This window comes from Micromonospora sp. CA-263727, from assembly GCF_050942455.1.
GTDB lineage: Bacteria > Actinomycetota > Actinomycetes > Mycobacteriales > Micromonosporaceae > Micromonospora.
Map to the genome: position 1 here is coordinate 5,239,828 of NZ_CP192031.1, position 23,269 is coordinate 5,263,096.

Annotated in this window: 23 protein-coding genes and 2 pseudogenes; 9 read left to right on the forward strand and 16 right to left on the reverse strand. The window is 73.8% G+C overall.

Translation table 11 applies throughout. The features are described from left to right. Positions 1 to 7: 7 nt before the first annotated feature. Positions 8 to 811, reverse strand: coding sequence for an indole-3-glycerol phosphate synthase TrpC (gene trpC / locus ACQPYA_RS22805; RefSeq protein WP_433533573.1), 804 nt, complete (start codon positions 809 to 811; stop codon positions 8 to 10). 442 nt (positions 812 to 1,253) lie between these two features. Here trpC and ACQPYA_RS22810 point away from each other — a divergent pair, with 442 nt between their 5' ends. Next, complete coding sequence (locus tag ACQPYA_RS22810) at positions 1,254 to 1,499, forward strand: hypothetical protein (protein WP_433529135.1); 246 nt, start codon at positions 1,254 to 1,256, stop codon at positions 1,497 to 1,499. A 36-nt stretch (positions 1,500 to 1,535) separates the two neighbouring features. Here ACQPYA_RS22810 and ACQPYA_RS22815 read toward each other — a convergent pair whose 3' ends face one another. The 5 genes and pseudogenes from ACQPYA_RS22815 to ACQPYA_RS22835 all read right to left on the reverse strand — a co-directional run bounded on the left by ACQPYA_RS22815 (position 1,536) and on the right by ACQPYA_RS22835 (position 5,567). Next, a complete protein-coding gene (locus ACQPYA_RS22815; RefSeq protein ID WP_433533574.1) occupies positions 1,536 to 2,093 on the reverse strand; it encodes a Trp biosynthesis-associated membrane protein in 558 nt (185 codons plus the stop codon). A 102-nt stretch (positions 2,094 to 2,195) separates the two neighbouring features. Beyond that, positions 2,196 to 3,749, reverse strand: coding sequence for an anthranilate synthase component I (locus ACQPYA_RS22820; protein ID WP_433529136.1), 1,554 nt, complete (start codon positions 3,747 to 3,749; stop codon positions 2,196 to 2,198). Next, complete coding sequence (gene hisI / locus ACQPYA_RS22825) at positions 3,746 to 4,177, reverse strand: phosphoribosyl-AMP cyclohydrolase (protein WP_433533575.1); 432 nt, start codon at positions 4,175 to 4,177, stop codon at positions 3,746 to 3,748. The genes ACQPYA_RS22820 and hisI overlap by 4 nt, the downstream gene beginning before the upstream one ends. A 228-nt stretch (positions 4,178 to 4,405) precedes the next feature. Beyond that, positions 4,406 to 5,062: pseudogene (locus ACQPYA_RS22830) on the reverse strand (phosphoribosyl-AMP cyclohydrolase); the annotation flags it as partial. A 112-nt stretch (positions 5,063 to 5,174) separates the two neighbouring features. Continuing rightward, positions 5,175 to 5,567, reverse strand: a complete 393-nt coding sequence (locus ACQPYA_RS22835; protein WP_433529137.1) for a MerR family transcriptional regulator — start codon at positions 5,565 to 5,567, stop codon at positions 5,175 to 5,177. A gap of 124 nt (positions 5,568 to 5,691) precedes the next feature. Here ACQPYA_RS22835 and ACQPYA_RS22840 point away from each other — a divergent pair, with 124 nt between their 5' ends. The 3 genes from ACQPYA_RS22840 to ACQPYA_RS22850 all read left to right on the forward strand — a co-directional run bounded on the left by ACQPYA_RS22840 (position 5,692) and on the right by ACQPYA_RS22850 (position 7,835). Next, positions 5,692 to 6,420, forward strand: a complete 729-nt coding sequence (locus tag ACQPYA_RS22840) for an ABC transporter ATP-binding protein (protein WP_433529138.1) — start codon at positions 5,692 to 5,694, stop codon at positions 6,418 to 6,420. Further along, positions 6,417 to 7,172: an ABC transporter permease gene (locus ACQPYA_RS22845; RefSeq protein ID WP_433529139.1), complete on the forward strand. Its 756-nt coding sequence runs from the start codon at positions 6,417 to 6,419 to the stop codon at positions 7,170 to 7,172. Before ACQPYA_RS22840 ends, ACQPYA_RS22845 begins: the two co-directional genes overlap by 4 nt. 66 nt (positions 7,173 to 7,238) lie before the next feature. Continuing rightward, positions 7,239 to 7,835: a TetR family transcriptional regulator gene (locus ACQPYA_RS22850; RefSeq protein ID WP_433529140.1), complete on the forward strand. Its 597-nt coding sequence runs from the start codon at positions 7,239 to 7,241 to the stop codon at positions 7,833 to 7,835. On the opposite strand, the pseudogene ACQPYA_RS22855 reads toward ACQPYA_RS22850, so the two are convergent. The 3 genes and pseudogenes from ACQPYA_RS22855 to ACQPYA_RS22865 form a co-directional block, all read right to left on the reverse strand. Further along, a pseudogene (locus ACQPYA_RS22855) lies at positions 7,822 to 8,311 on the reverse strand (DUF2470 domain-containing protein); the annotation flags it as partial. The gene ACQPYA_RS22850 and the pseudogene ACQPYA_RS22855 overlap by 14 nt on opposite strands. Positions 8,312 to 8,377: 66 nt before the next feature. Continuing rightward, positions 8,378 to 10,105 carry an ABC transporter ATP-binding protein gene (locus ACQPYA_RS22860; RefSeq protein ID WP_433533576.1) on the reverse strand — a complete coding sequence of 576 codons (1,728 nt, stop codon included), beginning with the start codon at positions 10,103 to 10,105 and terminating at the stop codon, positions 8,378 to 8,380. A 254-nt stretch (positions 10,106 to 10,359) separates the two neighbouring features. Continuing rightward, positions 10,360 to 12,228, reverse strand: a complete 1,869-nt coding sequence (locus ACQPYA_RS22865; RefSeq protein ID WP_433529141.1) for an ABC transporter ATP-binding protein — start codon at positions 12,226 to 12,228, stop codon at positions 10,360 to 10,362. Positions 12,229 to 12,400: 172 nt separating this feature from the next. Here ACQPYA_RS22865 and ACQPYA_RS22870 point away from each other — a divergent pair, with 172 nt between their 5' ends. From ACQPYA_RS22870 to ACQPYA_RS22880, 3 genes are all read left to right on the forward strand, one after another. Beyond that, positions 12,401 to 13,030: a TIGR03085 family metal-binding protein gene (locus ACQPYA_RS22870; RefSeq protein ID WP_433529142.1), complete on the forward strand. Its 630-nt coding sequence runs from the start codon at positions 12,401 to 12,403 to the stop codon at positions 13,028 to 13,030. Between the two features lie 121 nt (positions 13,031 to 13,151). Next, entirely contained in the window at positions 13,152 to 14,090 is a 939-nt protein-coding gene (locus ACQPYA_RS22875; RefSeq protein ID WP_433529143.1) for a terpene synthase family protein, read from the forward strand. 139 nt (positions 14,091 to 14,229) lie between these two features. Further along, entirely contained in the window at positions 14,230 to 16,050 is a 1,821-nt protein-coding gene (locus ACQPYA_RS22880; RefSeq protein ID WP_433529144.1) for an AMP-dependent synthetase/ligase, read from the forward strand. An 82-nt stretch (positions 16,051 to 16,132) separates the two neighbouring features. Here ACQPYA_RS22880 and ACQPYA_RS22885 read toward each other — a convergent pair whose 3' ends face one another. After that, positions 16,133 to 17,443 (reverse strand): low temperature requirement protein A, encoded by a 1,311-nt coding sequence (locus ACQPYA_RS22885; RefSeq protein ID WP_433529145.1) that lies wholly within the window; start codon positions 17,441 to 17,443, stop codon positions 16,133 to 16,135. 71 nt (positions 17,444 to 17,514) lie between these two features. Beyond that, complete coding sequence (locus ACQPYA_RS22890; protein ID WP_433529146.1) at positions 17,515 to 18,972, reverse strand: PLP-dependent aminotransferase family protein; 1,458 nt, start codon at positions 18,970 to 18,972, stop codon at positions 17,515 to 17,517. A 57-nt stretch (positions 18,973 to 19,029) separates the two neighbouring features. Between ACQPYA_RS22890 and ACQPYA_RS22895 the strand changes: the two genes are divergently transcribed. Beyond that, positions 19,030 to 19,683, forward strand: a complete 654-nt coding sequence (locus tag ACQPYA_RS22895) for a YczE/YyaS/YitT family protein (protein WP_433529147.1) — start codon at positions 19,030 to 19,032, stop codon at positions 19,681 to 19,683. A gap of 121 nt (positions 19,684 to 19,804) precedes the next feature. Further along, on the forward strand, positions 19,805 to 20,266 hold the full coding sequence (locus ACQPYA_RS22900; RefSeq protein ID WP_433529148.1) for a hypothetical protein: 462 nt from the start codon (positions 19,805 to 19,807) through the stop codon (positions 20,264 to 20,266). 86 nt (positions 20,267 to 20,352) lie between these two features. Here ACQPYA_RS22900 and hisF read toward each other — a convergent pair whose 3' ends face one another. The 5 genes from hisF to ACQPYA_RS22925 all read right to left on the reverse strand — a co-directional run bounded on the left by hisF (position 20,353) and on the right by ACQPYA_RS22925 (position 23,216). Beyond that, complete coding sequence (gene hisF / locus ACQPYA_RS22905; protein ID WP_433529149.1) at positions 20,353 to 21,120, reverse strand: imidazole glycerol phosphate synthase subunit HisF; 768 nt, start codon at positions 21,118 to 21,120, stop codon at positions 20,353 to 20,355. A gap of 131 nt (positions 21,121 to 21,251) precedes the next feature. After that, complete coding sequence (priA, locus tag ACQPYA_RS22910; RefSeq protein ID WP_433529150.1) at positions 21,252 to 21,968, reverse strand: bifunctional 1-(5-phosphoribosyl)-5-((5-phosphoribosylamino)methylideneamino)imidazole-4-carboxamide isomerase/phosphoribosylanthranilate isomerase PriA; 717 nt, start codon at positions 21,966 to 21,968, stop codon at positions 21,252 to 21,254. Positions 21,969 to 21,990: 22 nt separating this feature from the next. Next, positions 21,991 to 22,311 (reverse strand): hypothetical protein, encoded by a 321-nt coding sequence (locus ACQPYA_RS22915; RefSeq protein WP_433529151.1) that lies wholly within the window; start codon positions 22,309 to 22,311, stop codon positions 21,991 to 21,993. Between the two features lie 57 nt (positions 22,312 to 22,368). Beyond that, positions 22,369 to 23,046: an imidazole glycerol phosphate synthase subunit HisH gene (gene hisH / locus ACQPYA_RS22920; protein WP_433529152.1), complete on the reverse strand. Its 678-nt coding sequence runs from the start codon at positions 23,044 to 23,046 to the stop codon at positions 22,369 to 22,371. Beyond that, positions 23,043 to 23,216, reverse strand: a complete 174-nt coding sequence (locus tag ACQPYA_RS22925) for a hypothetical protein (protein WP_433529153.1) — start codon at positions 23,214 to 23,216, stop codon at positions 23,043 to 23,045. The genes hisH and ACQPYA_RS22925 overlap by 4 nt, the downstream gene beginning before the upstream one ends. Between the last annotated feature and the right edge of the window lie 53 nt (positions 23,217 to 23,269).

Here is a 23,269-nt window from a genome sequence, read left to right on the forward strand (position 1 = left end):
GCGCCGGTCAGCGCACCGGGCGGGGCGTGGCCGGGTGGTTCCCGGCGTTGACCAGCTCGGCGACCGCCTCCCGGGGGCTCTTCTGGGTGACCAGACCCTCGCCGACGAGCACCGCGTCGGCACCGGCCGAGGCGTACCGGATGAGGTCGTGCGGTCCGCGTACACCGGACTCGGCGATCTTGACGACGCGGCTCGGCAGGCCGGGCGCGATCCGCTCGAAGACGGACCGGTCGACCTGAAGGGTACGCAGATCACGGGCGTTGACCCCGATCACCTGCGCGCCGGCTTCCAGGGCCCGGTCGGCCTCCTCCTCGTCGTGCACCTCGACCAGCGCGGTCATGCCCAGCGACTCGATCCGCTCCAGCAGGCCGACCAGCGCGTTCTGCTCCAGCGCGGCGACGATGAGCAGCACCAGGTCGGCCCCGTGCGCCCGGGCCTCGTGCACCTGGTAGCTGGAGACCACGAAGTCCTTGCGCAGCACCGGGATGTTCACCGCGGCCCGCACGGCGGCGAGGTCGTCCAGCGAACCGCCGAACCAGCGCCCCTCGGTGAGCACGCTGATCGCACGGGCGCCGCCGGCGGCGTAGTCACCGGCCAGGTCCGCCGGATCGGCGATCTCGGCCAGCTTGCCCTTGGACGGCGACGAACGCTTGACCTCGGCGATGACGGCGACGCCGGGCCGGCGCAGGGCCGCGTACGCGTCCAGCGGCGGCGGAGCAGCGGCGGCCAGCTCACGGATCCGCTCCAGCGGAACCTGCTCCTGCCGCCGGGCCACGTCCTCGCGGACGCCGGCCAGGATCTCGTCGAGCACGCTGACGGGCGCCGCCGGACCGGCCTCGTCCCCCTCCGCGTGCGGATGCTCAGCAGTCACCAACGGACTCCCCTCTCCGGGTGTCATGGGCCGATGTTAGGGGGCCCTACCTGGGGCCGACCGCCGGGGGTATGGCGCTCCTCACGAAATGGACTGCGGCATAATGGCCGACTTGCGCGAACGCGCCGTGACTCTGCGTCACAACACCATCGACAGTCACTCATATAGATAATCATCTCAGCGTCCGGACCGGCCCGCGGCCGCCGGCGTCGACACTGTGAGCAAGCTCAAGGCCGAAGGACCCTTTGCCTGCTCAGGGCCCCTGCCGCAGAGTTTGATGGTGCGGTCATCACCACGAAACGTGAACCGGGCAGCCTCGTCCTCGGGCAGACTCGATGGCGCGCCTGCCCCACCACCACGACCATCTCTCCCCGGGGTGATCATGAACTCCTCCGCGCCGCAGCAGACCATCGGGCTCACCACCATCTCGCGCACCGTCGCGTCGCTCGCCGTCGGTGTCGTCCACACGCTTGAGCGGGCCGTGGTCGGGCCGGACCGGATCCGCACCGCCCGCGGCAACGCCTGGGAGGCCATCTGCGCCGACCGCGCCCGGGCCGACCAGCGGGCCGCGCTGGACCGGCTGGTCGCGGAACTCGCCGCCGCCCGCGACCGCCAACCGATCGGCTGACCCACAGCCCGCCTCTGCGTCCGGAGACCCGGCCCCTCAGCGCACCGTCGGGTCCTCGCCCCGGTCGAGGGCGTCCCACGCCTCGACCGTGCCGCGCCCGGTGATCGGGCCGGCCGCACCGCCCAAGCCGGCCGCGCCACCCGGGTCCGACGCACCGGCCGGCTGCCGCGGGCGGCGCTCGTACCGGGCGCCCATCGCCGGCCAGCGCTGACCGCGCAGCGCGGTGAACAGGCCGCCGGCCGCGGTCAGCAGCCCGCCGAGCAGGGTGAGCGCCGGCCACTGCCAGGTGACCCGGTCACCGAGATCGGCGGCCAGCCCGTAGGCCCCGCCGGCCGCCACCGCCAGGCCGAGCAGCGCCAGCAGCCCGCCGAGCACCCGGCGCAGCAGGCCCCGGGTGGCCAGCACCGCACCGCCGCCGGCCAACCCGACCAGAGCCAACGCCGGCAGCCAGGGCAGCAGCTGCGCGCCGGTGCGCCCCTCGGAGACCAGCGGCATCGGCTCCGGCCGCCCGGACACGTCCATCGCCCAACTCCGGGTGGTCGCCCAGAGCGCCAGCCCCGCACCGGCCAGGCAGAGCAGCACCGCGTACGCCAGCTCGCGCCGCCCGCCCCCTCGGACCGCACCGCGTCCCGCGCGCTCACCGAGCCCGCCCTCCGCTCGCGACCGCGGTACCCCGCTGCGCTGCGTTCCTCGCGCTCACCGAGCCGGCCTGAGGGTTTCCGCGGCGGCGATCGCGGCGAGCACCGCGGCGGCCTTGTTCCGGGTCTCCTGGTCCTCCGCGGCCGGGTCCGAGTCGGCCACCACGCCGGCGCCGGCCTGCACGTAGGCCCGGCCGGCGCGGATCAGCGCGGTCCGGATCGCGATCGCCATGTCGAGGTCGCCGCCGAAGCCGAAATAGCCGACGGTGCCGCCGTAGAGTCCCCGGCGGACCGGCTCCAACTCCTCGATGACCTCCATGGCCCGCACCTTCGGCGCCCCGGAGAGGGTGCCCGCCGGAAACGTCGCGGCGAGCGCGTCGAAGGCCGTCCGGTCGGCGCGCAGCGTGCCGACCACCGTCGAGACGATGTGCATGACGTGGCTGTACCGCTCGATGGTGGCGAACTCCGGCACCTCGACGGTGCCCGGCCGGCAGACCCGGCCCAGGTCGTTGCGGCCCAGGTCGACCAGCATCACGTGCTCGGCGCGCTCCTTGGGGTCGGCGAGCAGCTCGGCGGCGAGCCGCGCGTCGGCCTCCGGTGTCGCGCCGCGCGGGCGGGTGCCGGCGATCGGGTGCAGCAGCGCCCGCCGCTCGCCGTCGACCTCGCCGGTCACCTTCAGGTGCGCCTCCGGCGACGAGCCGACGATGTCGAAGCCGTCGAAGCGCAGCAGGTACATGTACGGGCTGGGGTTGGTGGTCCGCAGCACCCGGTAGACGTCGAGCGGGTCGGCCCCGGTGTCGCGCTCGAACCGCTGGGCGAGCACGATCTGGAAGCACTCGCCGGCCCGGATCGCCTCCTTGGCCGCCTCGACCGCCTTCGGGTAGCCGCCGTCGGGGGTACGGCTGCGTACCTCACCCGCGCTCGGGCGGCGGACGGTGGCGACCATCGGCGGGATGGGCCGCGACAACGCCGTGGTCATCGCGTCCAGCCGGCCCACCGCGTGGTGGTACGCGGCGGTGATCCGCGCCTCGCGGCCGGGCTCGTCGAGCGGGGGCAGGATCGCGTTGGCGACCAGGATCGCCGAGCCGTCGAAGTGGTCCAGCACCACCAGGTCGGTGGCGAGCATCATGCCCAGCTCGGGCAGGCCCAGGTCGTCCTCGGTGAGCGAGGGCAGCCGCTCGAAGCGGCGGATCAGGTCGTAGCCGAGGTAGCCGACCATGCCCCCGGTCAGCGGTGGCGTCCCGCCGTCCGGGTCGGCGGGCGGGCCGGCCAGCGCCGCCACCGTCTCGCGCAACACCTGGACCGGGTCGCCGGTGGTCGGCAGCCCGGCCGGCGGCTCGCCGAGCCAGGCCGCCACGCCGTCCCGCTCGACCAGGGTGGCGCTGCTGCGCACCCCGACGAAGGAGTACCGGGCCCAGGCCAGCCCCGAGGAGCCGACGCCCTGCTCGGCGGACTCCAGCAGGAAGGTGCCGGGACCGCCGGCCAGCTTGCGGTAGACCCCGACCGGGGTCTCCGCGTCGGCGAGCAGCCGCCGGGTGACCGGCACCACCCGCCAGTGTGCGGCCAGTTCGGTGAAGGTGGCCAGGTCCGGGCTGACTCGGCCGTCGGTCACGAGGCCACCTCGCCGGTGGTGACGGGAAGCTCGGTGAAGAAGCAGCTGCGCTGCCCGGTGTGGCAGGCGGCGTCGACCTGGTCGACGCTGACCAGCACGGCGTCGCCGTCGCAGTCCAGCGCCACCGAGCGCACGTACTGGTGGTGGCCGGAGGTGGCGCCCTTGACCCAGTACTCGCGGCGGCTGCGCGACCAGTAGGTGGCCCGACCGGTGGTCAGGGTGCGGTGCAGGGCCTCGTCGTCCATCCAGGCCACCATCAGCACCTCGCCACTGTCGTGCTGACGGACCACGGCGGCCACCAGGCCGTCGGGGGTACGTCGCAACCGGGCGGCGATCGCCGGGTCGAGCCGGGACGGCCGCTCCGGGCCGCCCGGCGGCTCCGGCGTTTCGAGGTGGGCGCCGGTCACCGGCGCGTCAGGTACGGGCACAGTGACCCATTGTCCCGTACGCGGCGCGGGCACCCCAGCGGACTCCCGACTGGCGGACGGCGTCGGGGCGGTGGGCCGGCCCAACTGGGTCACGTAGCGGTCCAGGCGACCGTCGAGCAGGGCGTCGGCGAGCTCCGAACCGGCCGCCTCGGCCACCTCGGCGGCGTACGGGCGGATCAGTGGCAGGGTGCCGGCCACCAGGCGGGCCGCCGCCGCCCACAACTGGCCGGTCGAGCCGGGCCACAGCCCTAGGCAGCGCAGCATGTCCGTCCGGTAGCCGGCCGGCGCCACCGGCAGGTCGAGCGCGGCGGCGAACGCCGAGCGGCGGGAGACCACGCGGACGGCGGGGTTCGCCAGCCGCAGCACCGACGGGCAGAGCCGGGCCAGGTCGGCGGCGGCCAGCCGGGCCCCGAGCTGGTCGTCGGCGTCCCGGGCGGTGGCCACCTTGCCGAGGGTGGCGATCAGCTCCTCCAGTCGTGGCTCGCCCGCCGGCTGGCAGAGCACCGGCAGGTCGATCCGGTCCCGCCAGTGCGGATCGGCCCAGAGCAGGCGGGTCGGGGCCGTCACGGGCAGGCCGAACGCCCAGTCGGCCGGCTCACCCAGCCGGCTCACCCAGGACCGGACGTCCCGGGCGGCGACCGAGACGTGGGTCAGCCGGCCGGAGTGCTCCGCGAAGTACGCCTGGCGGGCCGCGTACGGGGCACCGCCGACCAGCACGTCGACGTCGACGTCGCTGTGTGCGGTCGCGGCCCGGCGGGCGTGGCTGCCGCGCAGCAGGATGCCCACCACCGGCCGGTCGGCGGTCGCGCGCAGCCGCGCGGCCCAGTCGTCGAAAAAGTTACTGGTCGGTGACTGAGCGTGATCCACTACGCCATCGTGCCGCACGTCCGATCAGGGTGCAATGACCCATGACGGACACTGTGTCCGGTCTGGAGGCTAGCGCCCGTGCTATGGCATTGTCACCTCGGAGCCCGTTTCGTCGGCCAGCGGCACGGCCTCACCCGGCGTCGCCCAACTCCATCCGACGATATGCGTCGATCTTGAAATCGAGCACCTTCAGGTCCTCCACCAGCTCGGCCATCCGGTGCAGCACCCGTACCCGGTGCTCCTCGAACAGGGCCCGCCGCGCGCCGAGGGTGGCGTCGCCCTGCCGGGCCAGCTCGACGTAGCGACGCATGTCGCGCACCGGCATCCCGGTCCGGCGTAGCCGGGTGAGCAGCAGCAGCCAGTCGAGATCCCGCCGGGTGTAGCGGCGCCGCCCGGCCGAGTCCCGGCCCACCGGGGCGACCAGCCCCTCCTGCTCGTACCAGCGCAGCGTGTAGGCGGTCAGGCCGACCTGGTCGGCCGCCTCGCTGACGGTGAAGGTCCGCTCCCGGATATCGGCGTCCATCCACCGAGGGTCCCAGTCGCGGTCAACCCCCCGCATCCCGGCCCGCCGTCGTTCGTTCCTTGCTTCGCCGCCGCTATTTCATCTACCGTTGATTTCAACAGCCGATGAGTTTAGGAGGTACGCGATGGGCGACGCGATCGCCGTCCGGGGCCTGGTCGTGAACCGGGGCGGACGGCGAGTGCTGGACGGGATCGACGCCGCGGTGCCACGCGGCTCGGTCACCGGACTGCTCGGGCCGAGCGGCAGCGGCAAGACCACACTGATGCGCGCGGTCGTCGGGGTGCAGGTGATCGCCGCCGGCACGGTGACCGTGCTGGGCCAGCCGGCCGGCGCGGCGCAACTGCGCCACCGGATCGGCTACCTCACCCAGGCGCCGAGCGTCTACGCCGACCTCACGGTCCGGGAGAACGCCCACTACTTCGCCGCCCTGCACGGGCGCGGTCGGGCCGAGGCCGATCGGGCGGTCACCGACGTCGGGCTGGCGGACGCGGCCCGCCAGTTGGTGGGCACCCTCTCCGGCGGGCAGCGCAGCCGGGCGTCGTTGGCCTGTGCGCTGGTCGGCGACCCGGAACTGGTCGTGCTGGACGAGCCCACGGTCGGCCAGGATCCGGTGCTGCGGGCCGACCTCTGGGCACGGTTCCACGAGTTGGCCGCGGCGGGGACGACCCTGCTGGTGTCGAGCCACGTGATGGACGAGGCGGCCCGCTGCGACCGGCTGCTGCTCATCCGCGAGGGCCGGCTGGTCGCCGACGACACACCGGACGCGATCCGGGCCACCGCCGGGGTGGACGACCTCGACGAGGCGTTCCTGCGACTGATCAGAGCGACCGAGACCGGCCGGGAGGCGTCATGAACCCACGGATCCTCGCCGCCACCGTTAGCCGCATCCTGCGACAGCTGCGCCACGACCGGCGCACCGCGGCCCTGCTGGTGGTCGTGCCCACCGCGCTGCTCACCCTGGTCTACTACATGTACGCCGACCAGCCGACCCCGCCGGGCCAGCCGTCCCAATTCGACCAGATCGCGCTTGTGATGCTCGGCTTCTTCCCGTTCGTCATCATGTTCCTGGTGACCAGCATCGCCATGCTCCGCGAGCGGACCACCGGCACGCTGGAGCGGCTGCTCACCACCCCGTTGGCAAAGGCCGACCTGCTCTTCGGCTACGGCATCGCCTTCGGCTTGGCCGGGGCGGTGCAGGCCGCCGTCGCCTCGGCCGTGGCGTACTGGGTCTTCGGCCTGGAGACCGCCGGCAACAGCGGGCTGGTGATCATGATCGCGGTGCTGAACGCGGTCCTCGCCGTCGCGCTCGGGCTGCTGTGCAGCGCCTTCGCCCGCACCGAGTTCCAGGCCGTACAGTTCATGCCGGTCGTGGTCGCCCCGCAGTTGCTGCTCTGCGGTCTCTTCGTGCCGCGGGACCAGATGGCCGGCTGGTTGCAGGCGATCAGCGACGTGCTGCCGCTGTCGTACGCCGTGGAGGCCCTACAGGAGGTCGGCGCGCACACCGAGCCGACCGCGACGATGTGGCGGGACGTGGCCGTCGTCGCGGGCGCGGCGGTGCTGGCGCTGCTGCTCGCCGCGGCCACCCTGCGACGGCGCAGCAGCTGACGGGTGGCCCGTGCCCCGGTGTGGACCGGGGCACGGACGCCCCACGGGAACGAGCGAGGGAGGGCGATGGCGCGGCGGACCGGACGACGCCCCGGCAACCCGGCGACCCGGGACGCGATCCTCGAAGCGGCCCGCGCCGCCTTCGCCCAGCGCGGCTTCGACGCCACCACCATCCGCGCCATCGCCGCGGAGGCGGGTGTGGACCCGGCGCTGGTGCACCACTACTTCGGCAACAAGGACCAGCTCTTCCTGGCCGCCATGCAGGCGCCGGCCGACCCCCGGGAGCTGCTGCCGAAGGTGCTCGCCGGGGACCGCGACGGTCTCGGCGAGCGGCTGGTGCGGATGTTCATCGCGCTCTGGGACTCACCGGCCGGCACCGCCGGGGTGGCCCTGCTGCGCTCCGCGGTCAGCAACGAGTGGACCGCCCGGATGCTGCGGGAGTTCCTCACCACCCAGGTGCTGCGCCGGGTCCTCGACCACCTCGACGTCGATCCGGCGGAGGTGCCGCTGCGCGGGTCCCTGGTGGCCAGCCAGCTGATCGGGCTGGCCCTGATGCGGCACGTCGTCCGCCTGGAACCGGTCGCCTCCGCCGCGCCGGAGACGTTGGTCGCCCTGATCGGCCCGACCATCCAGCGCTATCTCACCGGCGAACTGCCCGACTGAGCGGGTGCAGCGGCCGGCTCGGCCTCGGCGTACGCGGCCGGATCGATCCGGCGCAGCACGCCGGCACGGTCCCAGCGGGCCTCGGCCACCTCGAACCGGAAGAGCCGGAACCGGGTGCCGACATCGAGCAGGTCACCGGTGGGCTGCACGACGGCGAAGTCCATCGCCGCGGCGCGGGCCGCGTCACCCGCCAACGGCCGGGCCCAACCGGAGACCAGGGCCCGGCCGAGCGACGCCGCCCCGGCGACGGGCGGCAGGTCGGGCACGTCGAGCACCACCGCGACGGGGCGCTCCTCGCTGGCCGGACGCAGCGCCGCCGCGAGGTCGCTGACCACGGGCACCAGCAGCAGCACCCGCCCGTCGGGGTCGGTGGCGTGGCGGACCTGGTGCAGGCCGGGCCGGCAGGCCAGACGGACGAGGCCGGGCAGCCGGCCGGCCACCAGGGTCCGGACGATCTCGGCAGGACTGGGCCGCATAAAACCGACCTCCTTCTGAGGTTAGGCTTACCTAACTCGGAGCGTATGGCATGGGCCCGGCGCCGTCTACCGCGTCTGTTCCAGCCAGGAGGCGTAGAGCAGGCCGTAGACCGAATCCGGATCACGGATCAGCTCGTCGTGCGAGCCGCGCTGCACGATCCGGCCCCGGTCCACCACGATCACCTCGTCGGCGCCCTGCGCGGTGGAGAGCCGGTGCGCGATGGCAAGCGTGGTACGCCCCCGGGTGACCGCGTCCAGGGTTCGTTGCAGCCGTACCTCGGTGGCCGGGTCGACCGCGCTGGTCGCCTCGTCCAGCACCAGCAGATCGGGATCGGCCACGTACGCGCGAGCCAGCGCGACCAGCTGCCGCTCCCCCACGCTCAACGCCTCGCCGCGCTCCCCCACCCCGGTGGCCAGCCCGGCCGGCAGCCCGTCCAGCCAGTCGGCCAGCCCCAGCTCGGTGAAGGCCGCGGTGAGCTGCTCGTCGGTCAGCTCCGGACGGCCGAAACGGACATTTTCCGCCACCGTCGCGTCGAAGAGGAAGCCGTCCTGCGGGACCATCACCACCCGGGAACGCAACGAGTCGAAGCGGACGTCGGTCAACGGCACTCCGGAGAGCAGCACCGCGCCCGCCGACGGGTCCATCAGCCGGGTGAGCAGCTTGGCGAAGGTGGTCTTGCCGCTGCCGGTCTCACCGACCACCGCCACCCGGCTCTTCGCCGCGATCTCCAGGCTGACGTCGTGCAGCACGGTGGAGCCACCCGGGTAGGCGAAGCGCACCTGCGCGAAGCGGATGTCCAACGGGCCGGGCGGCAGCTCGCGCCCCTGCTCGCCCGGGTCGGCCACGTCCGGCGCCACGTCCAGCACGTCCAGCACACGGCGCCAGCCGGCGATCGCGTTCTGCGCCTCGTTGAGCACCTCGGTGGCGATCTGCACCGGCTGGATGAAGAGCGTGACCAGGAACAGGAACGCGGTGACCTCGCCGATGCTCAGCGTCCGGTCGGCGCCGAGGAACACCCCGAGCACCACCACCCCGGCCAGCGCCAGCCCGGCGGCCAGCTCGCCGACGGAGCTGCCGACGATGCTGATCCGGATCGCCTTCTGCTGGGCCCGCCGCTGGCCGTCGATCGCCTCGTCCAGCCGCCGGGCGGTCCGCCCGGCGATGCCGTACGCCCGGATCACCGGCGCGCCGACCACGCTCTCCCCGACCGCCGCCAGCAGCGCGCCGGTGCGCTGCCGGACCACCCCGTACGCGCTGGCGAGCCGGCGCTGGAGCAGCCGGATCACGAAGACCGCCGGCACGAAGGCGACGAGGACCACCAGGGTCAACTGCCAGGAGTACGCCAGCATCACCGCCGTGGTGACCGCCAGCTGACCCAGGTTGACCAGCAGGATCACCCCGCCCCACTGGAGGAACTGGGTGATCTGGTCGACGTCGCTGGTCACCCGGGAGACCAGCGAGCCGCGGCGCTCGGACTGCTGGTGCAGCATGGACAGGTCGTGCACGTGCCGGAACGCCCGCACCCGCACGCCGGCCAACGCCGTCTCGCTGACCGTGAACAGCCGACGCATCATCAGGTAGCCACAGCCGGTGGTCACCACCAGCACGGCGGCGGTGACCACCACCACGGTGAAGAGCGCGTGGAAATCGAGCCCACCGACGATGCCCCGGTCGATGCCCTGCTGCACCGCCACCGGCACGGCCACCCGGCCGACCATGTAGACCAGCGCCAGGCCGAGCGTGCCGGCCAGCCCGACCCGCAGCTCCGGGGAGAGCGCCAGGCCCCGGCGCATCGTCCGCCAGGTCGACTCGTCCCGCTGGGCCGCCTCGTCCCGCTCGGCCGCCTCGTCCCGCTGGGCCGCCTCGTCCCGCTCGGCCGCCTCGTCCCGCTGGGCCGCCTCGTCCCGCTCGGCCGCCTCGTCCCGCTGGGCCGCCTCGTCCCGCTCGGCCGCCTCGTCCCGCTGGGCCGCCTCGTCCCGCTCGGCCGCCTCGTCCCGCTGGGCCGCCTCGTCCCGCTCGGCCGCCTCGTCCCGCTGGGCCGCCTCCGTCATAGCTCCGCCTCCAGGCCGGAGGCCAGTGGGGTGACCTCGTCGTAGGTACGCTGCCGATCGTGGTCGACCTCGGCCTGCTCGTAGGCGGTGACCAGGTCGGCGTAGCCGGGCACGGTGGCCAGCAGGGTCGAATGGGTGCCCCGGGCGAGCACCCGGCCCTGTTCCAGGTAGATCACCTCGTCGGCGAGCGCGATGGTGGCCCGGCGATAGGCCACCACCAGGATCGACGCGCCCGGACCGCCGCTCGCCGACGAGCGCAGCCCGGCCAGGATGGCGGCCTCCACCCGGGGGTCGACCGCGCTGGTCGCGTCGTCCAGCACCAGCAGGCGGGGGCGTCCGGCCAGGGCCCGGGCCAGGGTGAGCCGCTGCCGTTGCCCGCCGGAGAGCGAGGTGCCCCGCTCACCGACCATGGTGTCCAGCCCGTCGGGCAGGGCGGCGACGAAACCGTCCGCCTCGGCCAGCCGCAACGCGGCCCACACGGCCTCGTCGCCGACGCCCGGCCGGTCCAGCGAGACGTTGGCCCGGACGGTGTCGTCGAAGACGAACGGCACCTGGGCCACCAGCGCGGCGGTGGCCGCCAGCGAGTCCGCGGCCAGCTCGCGCACGTCCACGTGATCGAGGCTGACCGTGCCGGAGCGCGGGTCCACCAGCCGGACCGCCAGCGCCGCGACGGTGGACTTGCCGGCCCCGGTCGGCCCGACCAGGGCGACGGTCTTCCCGGCCGGGACGGTGAAGGTGACCTCGCCGAGGACCTCGGCGCCGGGCAGGTGGGCCTCGGCGGGTTCGTAGGCGAACGCGACACCGGCGAAGGCGAGCGTGGCGGGCGTGGCGGCGACCGGGTCCAGCCGGATGTCGCCGTACGGCATCTCACCGGTGGCGTCGAGCACCCGGCGAATCCGGTCCCAGCCGGCGACGCTGCGCGGCAGCTCGGCCAGCACCCAGCCGATGGCCCGCACCGGAAAGGCCAGCACGGTGAAGAGGAAGGCCACGCTGACCAGGTCGCTCACGGAGATGGCGCCCTGCTGTAGCCGGAACGCGCCGACCACCAGCACCGCGAGGGTGCCGAGGCTGGGCAGGGTCTCCAGCATCGGGTCGAAGATGCCGCGCAGCCGGCCGACGGAGATCAGCGCGTCGCGCAGCTGGCCGGTGCGGTAGGCGAACCGGGCGGTCTCCTGCGCCTCCCGGCCCATCGTCTTGACCACCAGCGCGCCGTCGAAGCTCTCGTGGGCGATGCCGCTGACCTCCGCCCGCAGCCGCTGGGCCTGGGCCTGTCGCGGGGCCATCCGACGGGAGTAGGCCACGTTGAGCACGAACAGCGCCGGGAAGACCGCCAGCCCGACCAGCGCGAGCGCCCAGTCGGTGAAGAACAGCGACGCCACCGCGCCGACCAGCATCACCAGCGTGCCGACCGCGAAGGGCAGCGGGGCGATCGGATGCCAGGCGGCCTCGACGTCGGAGTTCGCGTTGGACAGCAGGGTGCCGGTGGCGTTGCGGTGGTGCCAGGACAGCGGCAGCTCCAGGTAGCGGCGGGTGACCCGGCGCCGGTATTCGGCCTGGAGGCGGAACTGCATGTATCCCGCGCCGAGCCGCCGACCGAAGATGCCGACCACCCGCAGCACGCTGATCCCGAGCAGCGCCGTGGCGGCCAGGGCGAGCGCGCCCACCGCGACCGAGCCCTGCTCGATCGCCGGGACCACGACCTCGCCGACCACCCGCCCGACCACGAACGCGCTGGCGACCACCATCACGCCGAACAGCACACTGCCGCTGACCGCGACCGCGAAGATCCTCGGCTGCTCCCGGATGGCCCGCCACAGGACGGCCAGCCCGCGGCCGAGCACGTCCCGACTAGTCCCGCTCGCCACATTCTCCCCCGCCGTAAGCCGCCACAATCCTCCCTCATCCTTACCGCTACCCGCCGGTCCCGCCGACCCGCAGCGATATGTCCGACGTCACCCCGCAGCCGGCCCGCGATCACCGTCTGGTTGACCCGCGATCACCGCGCGGCTGCGCCGGCACCGGCATACGATCGCGGTTATGTCGCGGTACGCCCGATCGGAGCGCGAGGCGCTCGCCGACCTGATGTCGACGCTGGGGCCGGAGGCCCCGACCATCAACGAGGGCTGGACCACCCGTGATCTCGCCGCCCACCTGGTGCTCCGGGAACGGCGGCCGGATGCCGCGGCCGGCATCGCGCTGACGCCGCTGAACGGGTACGCCGAGCGGGTCCGGCGCGAGATCGCGGCGGGCGACTGGGCCGAGCTGCTCGACCAGGTGCGGCAGCCTCCAGTGTGGAGCCCGGTGAGCAATCCGCTCACCGACGAGCTGGCCAACACGCTGGAGTTCTTCATCCACCACGAGGACGTGCGCCGGGCCCAGGCCGGATGGCAGCCCCGGGAGTTGCCCGCCGGGCTGGACCGGGCGCTGTGGCGACGCGGCGCGATGCTGGCCCGGTTGGCGCTGCGCCGCTTCCCGGCCCAACTGCTCGTCCAGGCGCCCGGTCACGGCGAGACCACCGCCGGCCGGGGCGGTGAACCGCTGCGGCTGGTGGCCGCGCCGGGCGAGCTGGCCCTGTTCCTCTCCGGCCGGCAGCGGGTGGCGCGGGTGCAACTGGACGGCTCCCCGGGGCTGACGGAGCGGCTGCGCGGCGCCAACCTGGGTTTCTAACCCACTGCACAGAACCGGTCACGACGATATCCGAAACGTTATCCACCGGGCGGTCCGTGACGACCGTCGCTCCCGTACTCTGGCCGCGCCGCTCGTGGGGGGCGGCGCGACAGGGAGCGCGATGCGGAGCTTTGCGGTCTCGGCCCTGCAGGAACCACCGTTCACCGGCGCCCGGCACGACGACACGGAGCGGGTGGCGCGGGAAAGTACTGACTGGGCGCAGGATCTGGGGCTGATCAGTAACGGGCAACGCCTTCGCCGGGCGGACGCGGCCGGGCTGGCCGGGCGAGCCTGCCCGCAGGCCCCGATGGAGCGCCTGCGTCTGCTGGCCGACCTGATCTCCTGGCTGTTCGTGATGGACGACGCCTGCGACGAGGACGGGCTGGGCGACGACCCGACCCGGCTCGCACCCACCGTGGCCGCCCTGCTCGGCGTGCTGGACCGGCTGGGCACGCCGGGCGAGCTGCCGGCCGGCGCCGCCGGGCCGCTCGGTCGTGCGCTGGCCGACCTGTGCCAGCGGGTCCGCGCGCACCGCCGCCCGGCCGTGCTGCTGCGCTTCACCGCCGCGATGCGCACGTACCTGCTCGCGCTGCTCTGGGAGGCGGCCAACCGGGAGCACGACCGGGTGCCCTCGGTGGACGAGTACGTACAGATGCGCCGGCACACCGGCGGCGTGTACCCCAGCCTCACCCTGACCGACCTGGCCCTGGACGGCTTCCCGCCGGCCGCCCAGCGGGCCGACCCGGGCTGGGCCGCGCTGGACCTGCTCGCCGCCGACCTGGTCTGCTGGTGCAACGACGTCTTCTCCTACGGCAAGGAGCACCGGGTCGGGCCGGACGCGCACAACCTGGTCACCGTGCTGGCCCGGGAGACCGGCGACGAGTCGGCCGCCCTGCGGGCCGCCGCCGACCGGTTCAACGACGGACTCAGCGCGTACCTGAGCACCGAGAGTGACCTGCTGGCCAGTCACGGCGACGCGGTACGGCCGGCGTTGGCGGCGCGGCGGAACTGGATCCGGGCCACCTACGACTGGTCGCGGGCGGCGGAGCGGTACGCCTGAGACAAGCGTTCCATTTGCCGGGACGGGGTCGGTGGATGATCGCCGGGGCTGGCCGATGCCGGAAACGCAGGCAATACTGCTCAGTAACGCAACCGACGTGACGACCGTCACGCCTCCACCCCCGAAGGCGGCTACAGCGATGGCTCTCGATGTACCGTACCGTTCCATTCCTGACATGTTCCTCAAGCGCGTGGCAGCGACCCCCGACCGCCACGCTTTCGGCCACCCCGGCTCGGCCGGGCCGGTCTGGCTGACCTGGGCGCAGGTCGCGCAGCGGGCCAAGGCGGTCGCCGCCGGCCTGCACGGCCTGGGTGTCGGTCAGGAGAATCCGGTGGCGATCCTGGCGAACACCCGGCTCGAATGGGTGATCGCCGACTTCGGCATCATGTGCGCCAGCGGCGCGACGACCACGGTCTACCCGACCACCGAACCGAAGGATGCCACCTACATCCTCGCCGACTCCGGCTCCAAGGTGCTCTTCGCGGAGAACCCGGCGCAGGCCGCGAAGATCTCCGGAGCGGACCTGCCCGCGCTGACCCACGTGGTCCTCTTCGACGGCGACGCCGATCCGTCGGCGGCGGTGCCGCAGCTGACCCTCGCCGAGCTGGAGGAGCAGGGCGCCCAGCGGCTCGCCGAGGACCCGGAGCTGATCGACCGCATCGTGACCGGCATCGGCCCGGAGCACCTGGCCACCCTGATCTACACCTCCGGCACCACCGGCCGGCCCAAGGGGGTCGAGCTGCTGCACGGCGGCTGGTGCTGGGAGGGCGTGGCACAGGAGGCGGTCGGGTTGCTCCGCCACGACGACCTCCAGTACCTCTGGCTGCCGCTGTCCCACTCGTTCGGCAAGACGCTGCTCTGCGGCGCCACCCACGTCGGCCTGCCGACGTACGTCGACGGCCGGGTCGACAAGCTGGTCGAGCTGCTCTCGGTGGTCCGGCCGACGCTGATGTGCGGCGCGCCCCGGGTCTTCGAGAAGGTCTACAACAAGTCGGTGACCACCGCGCAGAGCGCGGGCGGCGCGAAGGCGAAGATCTTCGCCTGGGCGGTCGGCGTGGGCAAGGAGAAGGTCGCCCTGGAGCAGGCCGGCAAGCCGCTGCCCGGCGGGCTGAAGCTCAAGTACACCGTGGCCGAGAAGCTGGTCTTCAGCAAGCTACAGGCCCGCCTCGGCGGCCGGATCCGGGTGCTGGTCTCCGGCGCCGCACCGCTCAGCCCGGAGATCGCCACCTTCTTCGCCGCGGCGAACCTGCCGATCTCCGAGGGCTACGGCCTGACCGAGTCCAGCGCCGGCAACTTCGTCAACCCGCCGGACGGGCTGCGCATCGGCACCGTCGGCAAGGCGATGGGCGACCTGGAGTGCCGGATCGACACCGACGGCGAAATCTTGATCAAGGGCCGGCCGGTGATGCGCGGCTACCACAACCTGCCCGAGGAGACCGCCGCCGCGTTCACCGAGGACGGCTACTTCCGCACTGGTGACATCGGCAGCCTCGACGACGACGGCTACCTGCGCATCACCGACCGGAAGAAGGACCTGGTCAAGACCTCCGGCGGCAAGTACATCGCGCCGTCGCACATCGAGGGCATGTTCAAGGCCACCTGCCCGTACACCTCGCAGGCGGTGGTCGTCGGACAGGCGCGCAACTTCTGCACGATGCTGGTCACCCTCGACCCGGACGCCATCGCCGGTTGGGCGGCCGGCACCCCGCTGGAGGGCCGCACCTACACCGAGATCGTCGCCTCGCCGGAGGCCCAGGCCATGGTCGAGGAGTATGTCGCCGAGCTGAACAGCAAGCTCAACCGCTGGGAGACCATCAAGAAGGTCACCATCCTGCCGCGGGACCTGACCATCGAGGACGGCGAGATCACCCCGTCGCTGAAGATCAAACGTCGCGGGGTGGAGGGGAACTTCTCCGCCGAGATCGACAAGATGTACGCGGGCAGCGTCGCCGAGATCTGACGGCAGGTACGGCGAGTTCCGCGCCGCCGGCCCCGCACCCGATTCCGGGTGCGGGGCCGGCGCGTACCCCGGGGTGCTGGGCTCACAGGTGGCGGCCACGCCAGTTGGTCTGCTCGGCCTCGGTGGCGAGTTGCTCGGCCAGCGCGACCTCCCGGACCTCTCCGCGCAGCGGTGCGTCCGCCATCGTCTGGACCACCGTCACCGCCAGCACGACCACCGTGAGCAGCCCCAGCGCGACCAGCTCTGGCACCCGGGCGGCGACCGGGACCAGCACCGCCAGCAGGACCACGCCGATGATCGTCGGCCACCGCGGCACCCGCAGCACCCGCCAGCCGAGCGCCACCAGCGCCAGCAGGTAGAGGGCGACCCCGCCGTGCAGCACCAGCAGGTCGAACCCGGGCAGCAGGCTCCCGGCCGGGGTGTCCGGCGCGGCGGCACCGCTGAGCACCCGCTTGAGGCCCAGGGCGAACAGGATCGGACCGGCGATCAGCGGCAGGTGCAGGTAGGTGTAGGCGTCGCGGGCGAGCACGGCCCGGGCCTGCAACTCCCGGGTACGGTGCAGTGCCTGCTCCAGCGCCAGCGCGAGGGTGTCGAAGTACGCCCACCACAGCCCCGCGACCACCGCCACGCCGAGCATCGCCGAGATGATCACCAGCCAGCTCAGCGGCAACTCGACGACGAAGCCGGCGCCGAGCCCCAGGGCGATGATCGTCTCGCCGAGCGCCACCAGCACGATCAACGCGTGTCGCTCCGCCCAGTGCCCGGCGGAGAGCACCGTCCAGCCGCTGCCGCGCAGGGCCAGCGCGGCGCCGTACTCGACGGCGAGCGCGGCGATCCACAGCACCAGCCGCAGCCCGATCTCCGCCGCCTGGTCGGCCAGGTGCTGCGGCAGCAGCGCGGCGGCGAGCACCAGCGCACCGACGACCAGCCCCCGGCCCACCACGAACAGGAAGCGGCGACGCAGCTCGCGGTCGGCGCGGGCCAGCCAGCCGAAGACCGCCACCTGGGTGGCGCGGACGAGGAAGTAGCAGACCGCGAAGACCAGCGGGCCGGAGAGCCCGCCGGCCGCGTTGCCGAACGCCTGCGGCATCGCCACGGCGAACACGAACGCGCCGCCCATGGTGGCGAAGGCGACGAAGGGCAGCACGCCCTGGTCGGTACGGACCACGTTGCCGAGCACCGCGAAGCCGGTCCACGCCCACCAGAGCAGGGCGAGCACGACCAGGCACTGCACCAGCCCACGCGGGGTGGGGTTTTCGGCGGTGAGCGTGGTGACCTGGATGAAGGCGAAGACGAAGATCAGGTCGTAGAAGAGTTCGAGGCGGGTGGCGCGGGAACCGGGCGCGCCGGGCCGCACGCCGCGCGACCACCGCACGCCCCTGACGCTGTCCACCCCGGCAGTCTGCCCGCCAGCGCCGAAGGGTCGCGGTGGATCGGCCGGATCGGATCCAGCCGGGACAGCCGTCAGGCGATGACGCTGGGCTCCCGCCACCGGGGCAGCCCGGCCCGGTCCAGGTCGTAGCGGACCGCGGCGATCCGCCCGACCGCCTCGACCAGCTCCGCGGCGGGCAGGGTGAACGGCAGCCGCAGGAAGCGCTCCAGGGTGCCGTCCAGGCCGAACCGGGGACCGGGCGCCAGGCGTACGCCGACCTCCTCGGCCGCCCGCGCCAGCGCGCTGGAGATCGGCCCGTCCAGCTCGGCCCAGAGGGTCACGCCGCCGGTGGGGACGGTGACCCGCCACTCCGGCAGCCGGGCGGCCAGCGCGCCGAGCAACGCGTCGCGCTGGACGGCCAGCTGCGCCCGCCGGGCCGCCGCGATCTCCGGCGCGGCGGCCAGCAGGTGCACGGCGACCAGCTGATCCAGCACCGGGCTGGCCATGTCGACGCCGACCCGCACCGCGGCCAGCCGCTGCACCTGCGGCGCGGAGGCCCGGATCCAGCCGATCCGCAGCCCGCCCCAGAACGGTTTGCTCATCCCGCCGATGCTGACCACCCGGGAGTGCCGGTCGAAGCTCGCCGTCGGCGGCGGCAGCACGGTGCCGTCCAGCGGCAGGTCCACGAAGGACTCGTCGATCACCAGGTCGGTGCCGACGGCGTGCGCGGTGGAGACCAACCGCTCGCGCAGCTCCGCCGGCATCAGGTGGCCGGTCGGGTTCTGGAAATCGGGGATCAGATACCCCACCCGCGGACGCACCTGCCGGAGCGTGCCGAGCAGCAGGTCGGCGTCCCACCCGCTGGCGTCGGCGGCCAGCCCGTAGGTGGTGATCCGGGCCCGCCGGGCGGAGAGCGCGGCGAGGGCGTTGGGGTAGCTCGGCGACTCCACCAGCACGCTGCCGCCCGGGGCGAGGGCCAGCCGCAGCACCAGGTCCAGGGCGTGCTGCGTGCCGTTGGTGACCATGATCTGGTCGGGCGAGGTGGGCAGGCCCCGGTCGGTGTACCCCTGGGCGACCGCCTCGCGCAGCTCGATGAGCCCGATCGGGTGGTATCCGGCGCCACCGAGGTAGCGGGGCAGGTCCTCGGCCGCCGCGCGGGCGGCCGGCAGCAACTCGGGCGGGGCGGCCAGCGCCGCCACCCCGAGGTCGAGCATGTCCCGGTCGTCCAGCGGGATCCACAGCCCGTTGCTGGCCACCCGATGGGTTCCCGGCAGCATCGTCCAGCTCCCCGCGCCGCGCCGGCTGGCCAGGTGCCCGCTGTCACGCAGCTCGCGATACGCGGCGGTGACCGTGGTACGGCTGATCCGCAGCGCCTCGGCCAGATCACGCTCGGCCGGCAGGCGTACGCCCAGCGGCAGCCGGCCGTCGGCGAGCAGCCCGCGTACGGCGCCGGCCAGCGCCGCGTAGTCGGGACTGCGTCGGCGACCGGGAAGGGCGTGCCACTGACCGAGCAACCGGGCCAATTGGCTCCCGCGCACCTGACTCGCCATGCCACTCCCCCCGCATTGGCTCTTTATCGACACCAATTGGACCCTAGGGTGGCATGGGTGGCAATGATTGGCAACCTTCGACACCGGCCAGCCCGGCGACTCGCGCAACTCTTCGTCGGGCTCGCCCTCTACGGGGTCAGCATGGCGCTGATGATCCGGTCCGGGCTGGGCCTGAACCCGTGGGACGTGTTCCACCAGGGGCTCTCCCAGCGGACCGGACTCTCCATGGGCACCGCGGTCATCGTGGTCGGTGCGCTGGTGCTGCTGGCCTGGATTCCGCTGCGGCAACGCCCCGGCCTCGGCACGGTGGCCAACGTCGTGGTGATCGGCCTGGCGGTCGACGCGACCCTGGCCCTGCTGCCGCCCGGCGGGCCGCTCACCGCCCGGATCGCGCTGCTGGTCGGCGGCATCGTCGGCAACGGCGCGGCCACCGCGCTCTACCTCGGCGCCCGGCTCGGCCCCGGCCCCCGGGACGGCCTGATGACCGGCTTCGTCGCCCGCCGGCCCGGCCGGTCGCTGCGCCTCGTCCGCACCGTCATCGAGATCGCGGTGCTGGCGCTGGGCGCGCTGCTCGGCGGCACGGTCGGCATCGGCACGATCGCCTACGCGCTGGCCATCGGCCCGCTGGCCCAGCTCTTCCTACCCCTCTTCGACGTCCCCGAGCCGGCCGGCCCGGCGCCGGAGCGGTTCGAGGCCACGCCGGCCAACTGACGGCCGCCGGCCACACCCGCACGGCCCGACTCGCGTCACCTTCCGCATTCACATCGTCACCCATCGCTGTATTGGGGCAGGTGGTGTTTTCTTGCGGCGGCTCGCCCGGCAGAATCTCCGCATGGGGGAGAACGCCTGGCGGCGCACCGACGCTTGGATCTTCGTTTCGTTGGTGATCGCCAGCGGCGCGGGACGACACCGACGATCCCCGACCACCCGCCGCCCCGAGGGGGTACGCCTCGCCGACGTGCTCTCCACCGCCGACCACCTCGACCACACGATCCCCGAACGGCAGGACATCGAGGAGGCGATCCAGCGGCTGCTCGGCGCCGGTCTGGTCGACGTCTCCGACGGCTGGTTCCGGATCACCCCCGAAGGCGAGCGGCTCTGGCGTTCACGACCCAGCGCCGGCCTGGCCACCACCGTCGACACCGTCCAGGGCGTGCTGCACCGCCGGCACGCACCGGGCGCCGCGGAGTGGCACCTCGACGAGGCCGAGCACGCGGCCGCCGTACAGGAATATCTGGTGCGCTCCATCCCGATGCCCCGACGCTCCCCCGAGGGGCACTCCGGCCGGGGCTGACGCTCGATCGGGTCCGCGCAGGCCGGACCGCCCCACCCGGGCTGCCGCCCCACCCGGGCTTGCCGGGCCGGGACGGGTGACCCGGGTCAGCGGACGGGGTGACCCGCGCCGCGCAGCGCGTCCTTGACCTCGGCGACGGTCAGCTCCCCGAAATGGAAGACGCTGGCGGCGAGCACCGCGTCCGCCCCGGCACCGATCGCCGGGGGGAAGTGGGCCACCTCGCCAGCGCCACCGCTGGCCACCACCGGCACGTCGACCACCCGACGCACGGCGCCGATGAGTTCCAGGTCGAAGCCGGCCTTGGTGCCGTCCGCGTCCATCGAGTTGAGCAGGATCTCCCCGGCGCCCAGCTCCGCGCCGCGCCGCGCCCACCACACCGCGTCCAGCCCGGTGCCCCGCCGGCCGCCGTGCGTGGTGACCTCGAAGCCGCTGGGGGTGCTGCCGGCCGCGGCCCGCCGCACGTCCAGCGAGAGCACCAGCACCTGGCGGCCGAACCGGTCCGCGATCTCGGCGATCAGCTCGGGCCGGGCGATCGCCGCCGTGTTCACCCCGACCTTGTCGGCACCGGCGCGCAGCAGAGTGTCCACGTCGGCCACCGCGCGGACGCCACCGCCGACGGTCAGCGGGATGAAGACCGACTCCGCGGTACGCCGGACCACGTCGAGCATCGTGCCCCGGTCGCTGGCGGAGGCGGTGACGTCGAGGAAGGTCAGCTCGTCCGCGCCGGCCCGGTCGTACGCCGCGGCCAGCTCGACCGGGTCACCGGCGTCGCGCAGGTCGAGAAAGTTGATCCCCTTCACCACCCGACCCGCGTCCACGTCGAGACAGGGGATCACCCGTACCGCCACCGTCATGACAAGAGCCTATCGCCCCCCACGCCGGCCGGCCGATCCGTGCGCCCGCCCCCGGCGCCGGCCCCGCCGGCCGGCCGGGGTGTTAACAGGGGACCCTTCCTATACCGCAGGCGTTAACAGGGGGCCCTTCCTTACAGTGCCTGGAGGGCTTGGGCGACGGTGAAGGCGCCGGCGTAGAGCGCCTTGCCGGCGATCACGCCCTCCACCCCGATCGGTTCCAGGGCGGCCAGCGCCCGCAGGTCGTCCAGGGTCGAGACGCCGCCGGAGGCGATCACCGGTGCGTCGGTACGCGCGCACACCTCGCGCAGCAGGTCCAGGTTCGGCCCGCGCATGGTGCCGTCCTTGGTGATGTCGGTGACCACGTACCGCGCGGCGCCGGCCTTGTCGAGCCGCTCCAGCACCTCGTACAGGTCGCCGCCGTCCCGGGTCCACCCGCGGGCCGCCAGGGTGCGGCCCCGCACGTCCAGCCCGATCGCGACCCGGTCGCCGTACTCGCCGCAGATCCGGTCGCACCAGGCCGGATCCTCCAGCGCGGCGGTGCCGATGTTGACCCGGGCGGCTCCGGTGGCCAGCGCGGCCCGCAGCGACGCGTCGTCGCGGATGCCGCCGGAGAGCTCCACCCGCACGTCGAGGCGGCGCACCACGTCGGCGAGCAACTCGGCGTTGGAGCCCCGGCCGAACGCGGCGTCGAGGTCGACCAGGTGAATCCACTCGGCGCCGTCGCGCTGCCAGGCCAGGGCCGCGTCCAGCGGGTCGCCGTAGGCGGTCTCGCTGCCCGCGGCGCCCTGCACGAGCCGGACGGCCTGGCCGTCGGCGACGTCCACGGCGGGCAACAGGGTGAGGCTCACGTGTCTTGTCCTCTCGCGTTCATCAACGGCGGTCCAGGGCGATCACCACGATCACCGGAAGTACCAGCAACAACAGCGCGACCAGCCCGACGCGCAGCCCCGGGTCGGGCACCAGCACCCAGATCAGGACGATCGCCGCCAGGGTCAGCGCCACGATCGCGGACCGCTCGCCCCGGGAGTACCTGCGCAGGCGTCCGGTCCGGCCGCGCCGCACGGTCGGCGTCACCCGGCGGACCAGCGCCCGACGGCGGGCCCGGCGGGCGAGCGCGCGTTCCCGGACCACCTGACGCCGGGCCGCCTCCGCCTCGCGGGCCGCCCGGCGCTGGGCCCGTTCCTTGCTCATCGCGGCCCCCGACCCGGCCCGCCCGGCGGCACAGCCGACCACGGCCGGCCCGTTGCCTCAGTCACCGGCGGGCACGGTGGCCAGCCAGTTGCGCAGCAACGCGGCACCGGTGTCGGCGGACTTCTCCGGGTGGAACTGGGCGGCCGACAGCGCGCCGCGCTCCACCGCGGCGACGAAGTCGCTCTCGTGGTGGGCGGTGGTCACCTTGGCGCCGGCCCCGGTCAAAGCGGCGGCGTCGGTGACGGCGTACGAGTGCACGAAGTAGAACCGGCTGTCGACCGGCAGCCCGGCGAAGAGCACCGAGCCCACCGGCGCCTGCACCGTGTTCCAGCCCATGTGCGGCAACCGGGCCGCGGCCAGCCGGGTGACGCTGCCGGGCAGCAGCCCCAGCCCCTTGGTGACCAACCCGTGCTCGTCGCCGAACTCGAAGAGCACCTGCATGCCCACGCAGATGCCCAGCACCGGACGGCCGGCGGCGACCCGCTCGGCGATCACCGGCCCGGCGCCGATCGCCTCGATGCCGGCCATGCACGCGGCGAAGGCGCCCACCCCGGGCACCACCAGCCCGTCGGCGTCGGCCGCGGCGGCCAGGTCGCCGGTGACCAGCACGTCGGCACCGGCGGCGGCCAGCGCCCGTTCGGCCGAGCGCAGGTTGCCCGAGCCGTGGTCCAGCACCACGACCCGACGCCGGTCACCACCGCCGTCGGGTGCTGCGCCGATGATCCGGTCGGTCACGACCCCTCCCCCGGCAGCAGCCAGAGCACCCCGGCGACCGTGGCCAGCACGGCCAGCAGCGCGGTGACCACCACCGCGCTGCGGGGCGCCCCCTGCCGGTGCAGGGACAGCGTCCCACCCACCAGGACCCCGGCCAGGATCAGCAGCAGCGTCGGCAGCACGCCGCTCACCGGCGCCACCTCCGGCCGGCGGGCGGCACGGCGCGAGCTACGGCGTCACCCGG

Excerpts from the sequence above, each read along its gene's own strand:
- ACQPYA_RS22890 (WP_433529146.1), bottom strand. The coding sequence starts at position 18,972 with ATGGCGAGTCAGGTGCGCGGGAGCCAATTGGCCCGGTTGCTCGGTCAG.
- ACQPYA_RS22840 (WP_433529138.1), top strand. The coding sequence starts at position 5,692 with ATGGGCGACGCGATCGCCGTCCGGGGCCTGGTCGTGAACCGGGGCGGA.
- ACQPYA_RS22810 (WP_433529135.1), top strand. The coding sequence starts at position 1,254 with ATGAACTCCTCCGCGCCGCAGCAGACCATCGGGCTCACCACCATCTCG.
- ACQPYA_RS22850 (WP_433529140.1), top strand. The coding sequence starts at position 7,239 with ATGGCGCGGCGGACCGGACGACGCCCCGGCAACCCGGCGACCCGGGAC.
- ACQPYA_RS22860 (WP_433533576.1), bottom strand. The coding sequence starts at position 10,105 with ATGCGCCGGGGCCTGGCGCTCTCCCCGGAGCTGCGGGTCGGGCTGGCC.
- ACQPYA_RS22835 (WP_433529137.1), bottom strand. The coding sequence starts at position 5,567 with ATGGACGCCGATATCCGGGAGCGGACCTTCACCGTCAGCGAGGCGGCC.
- ACQPYA_RS22875 (WP_433529143.1), top strand. The coding sequence starts at position 13,152 with ATGCGGAGCTTTGCGGTCTCGGCCCTGCAGGAACCACCGTTCACCGGC.
- ACQPYA_RS22900 (WP_433529148.1), top strand. The coding sequence starts at position 19,805 with ATGGGGGAGAACGCCTGGCGGCGCACCGACGCTTGGATCTTCGTTTCG.
- ACQPYA_RS22880 (WP_433529144.1), top strand. The coding sequence starts at position 14,230 with ATGGCTCTCGATGTACCGTACCGTTCCATTCCTGACATGTTCCTCAAG.
- ACQPYA_RS22915 (WP_433529151.1), bottom strand. The coding sequence starts at position 22,311 with ATGAGCAAGGAACGGGCCCAGCGCCGGGCGGCCCGCGAGGCGGAGGCG.
- hisF (WP_433529149.1), bottom strand. The coding sequence starts at position 21,120 with ATGACGGTGGCGGTACGGGTGATCCCCTGTCTCGACGTGGACGCGGGT.
- ACQPYA_RS22870 (WP_433529142.1), top strand. The coding sequence starts at position 12,401 with ATGTCGCGGTACGCCCGATCGGAGCGCGAGGCGCTCGCCGACCTGATG.
- ACQPYA_RS22845 (WP_433529139.1), top strand. The coding sequence starts at position 6,417 with ATGAACCCACGGATCCTCGCCGCCACCGTTAGCCGCATCCTGCGACAG.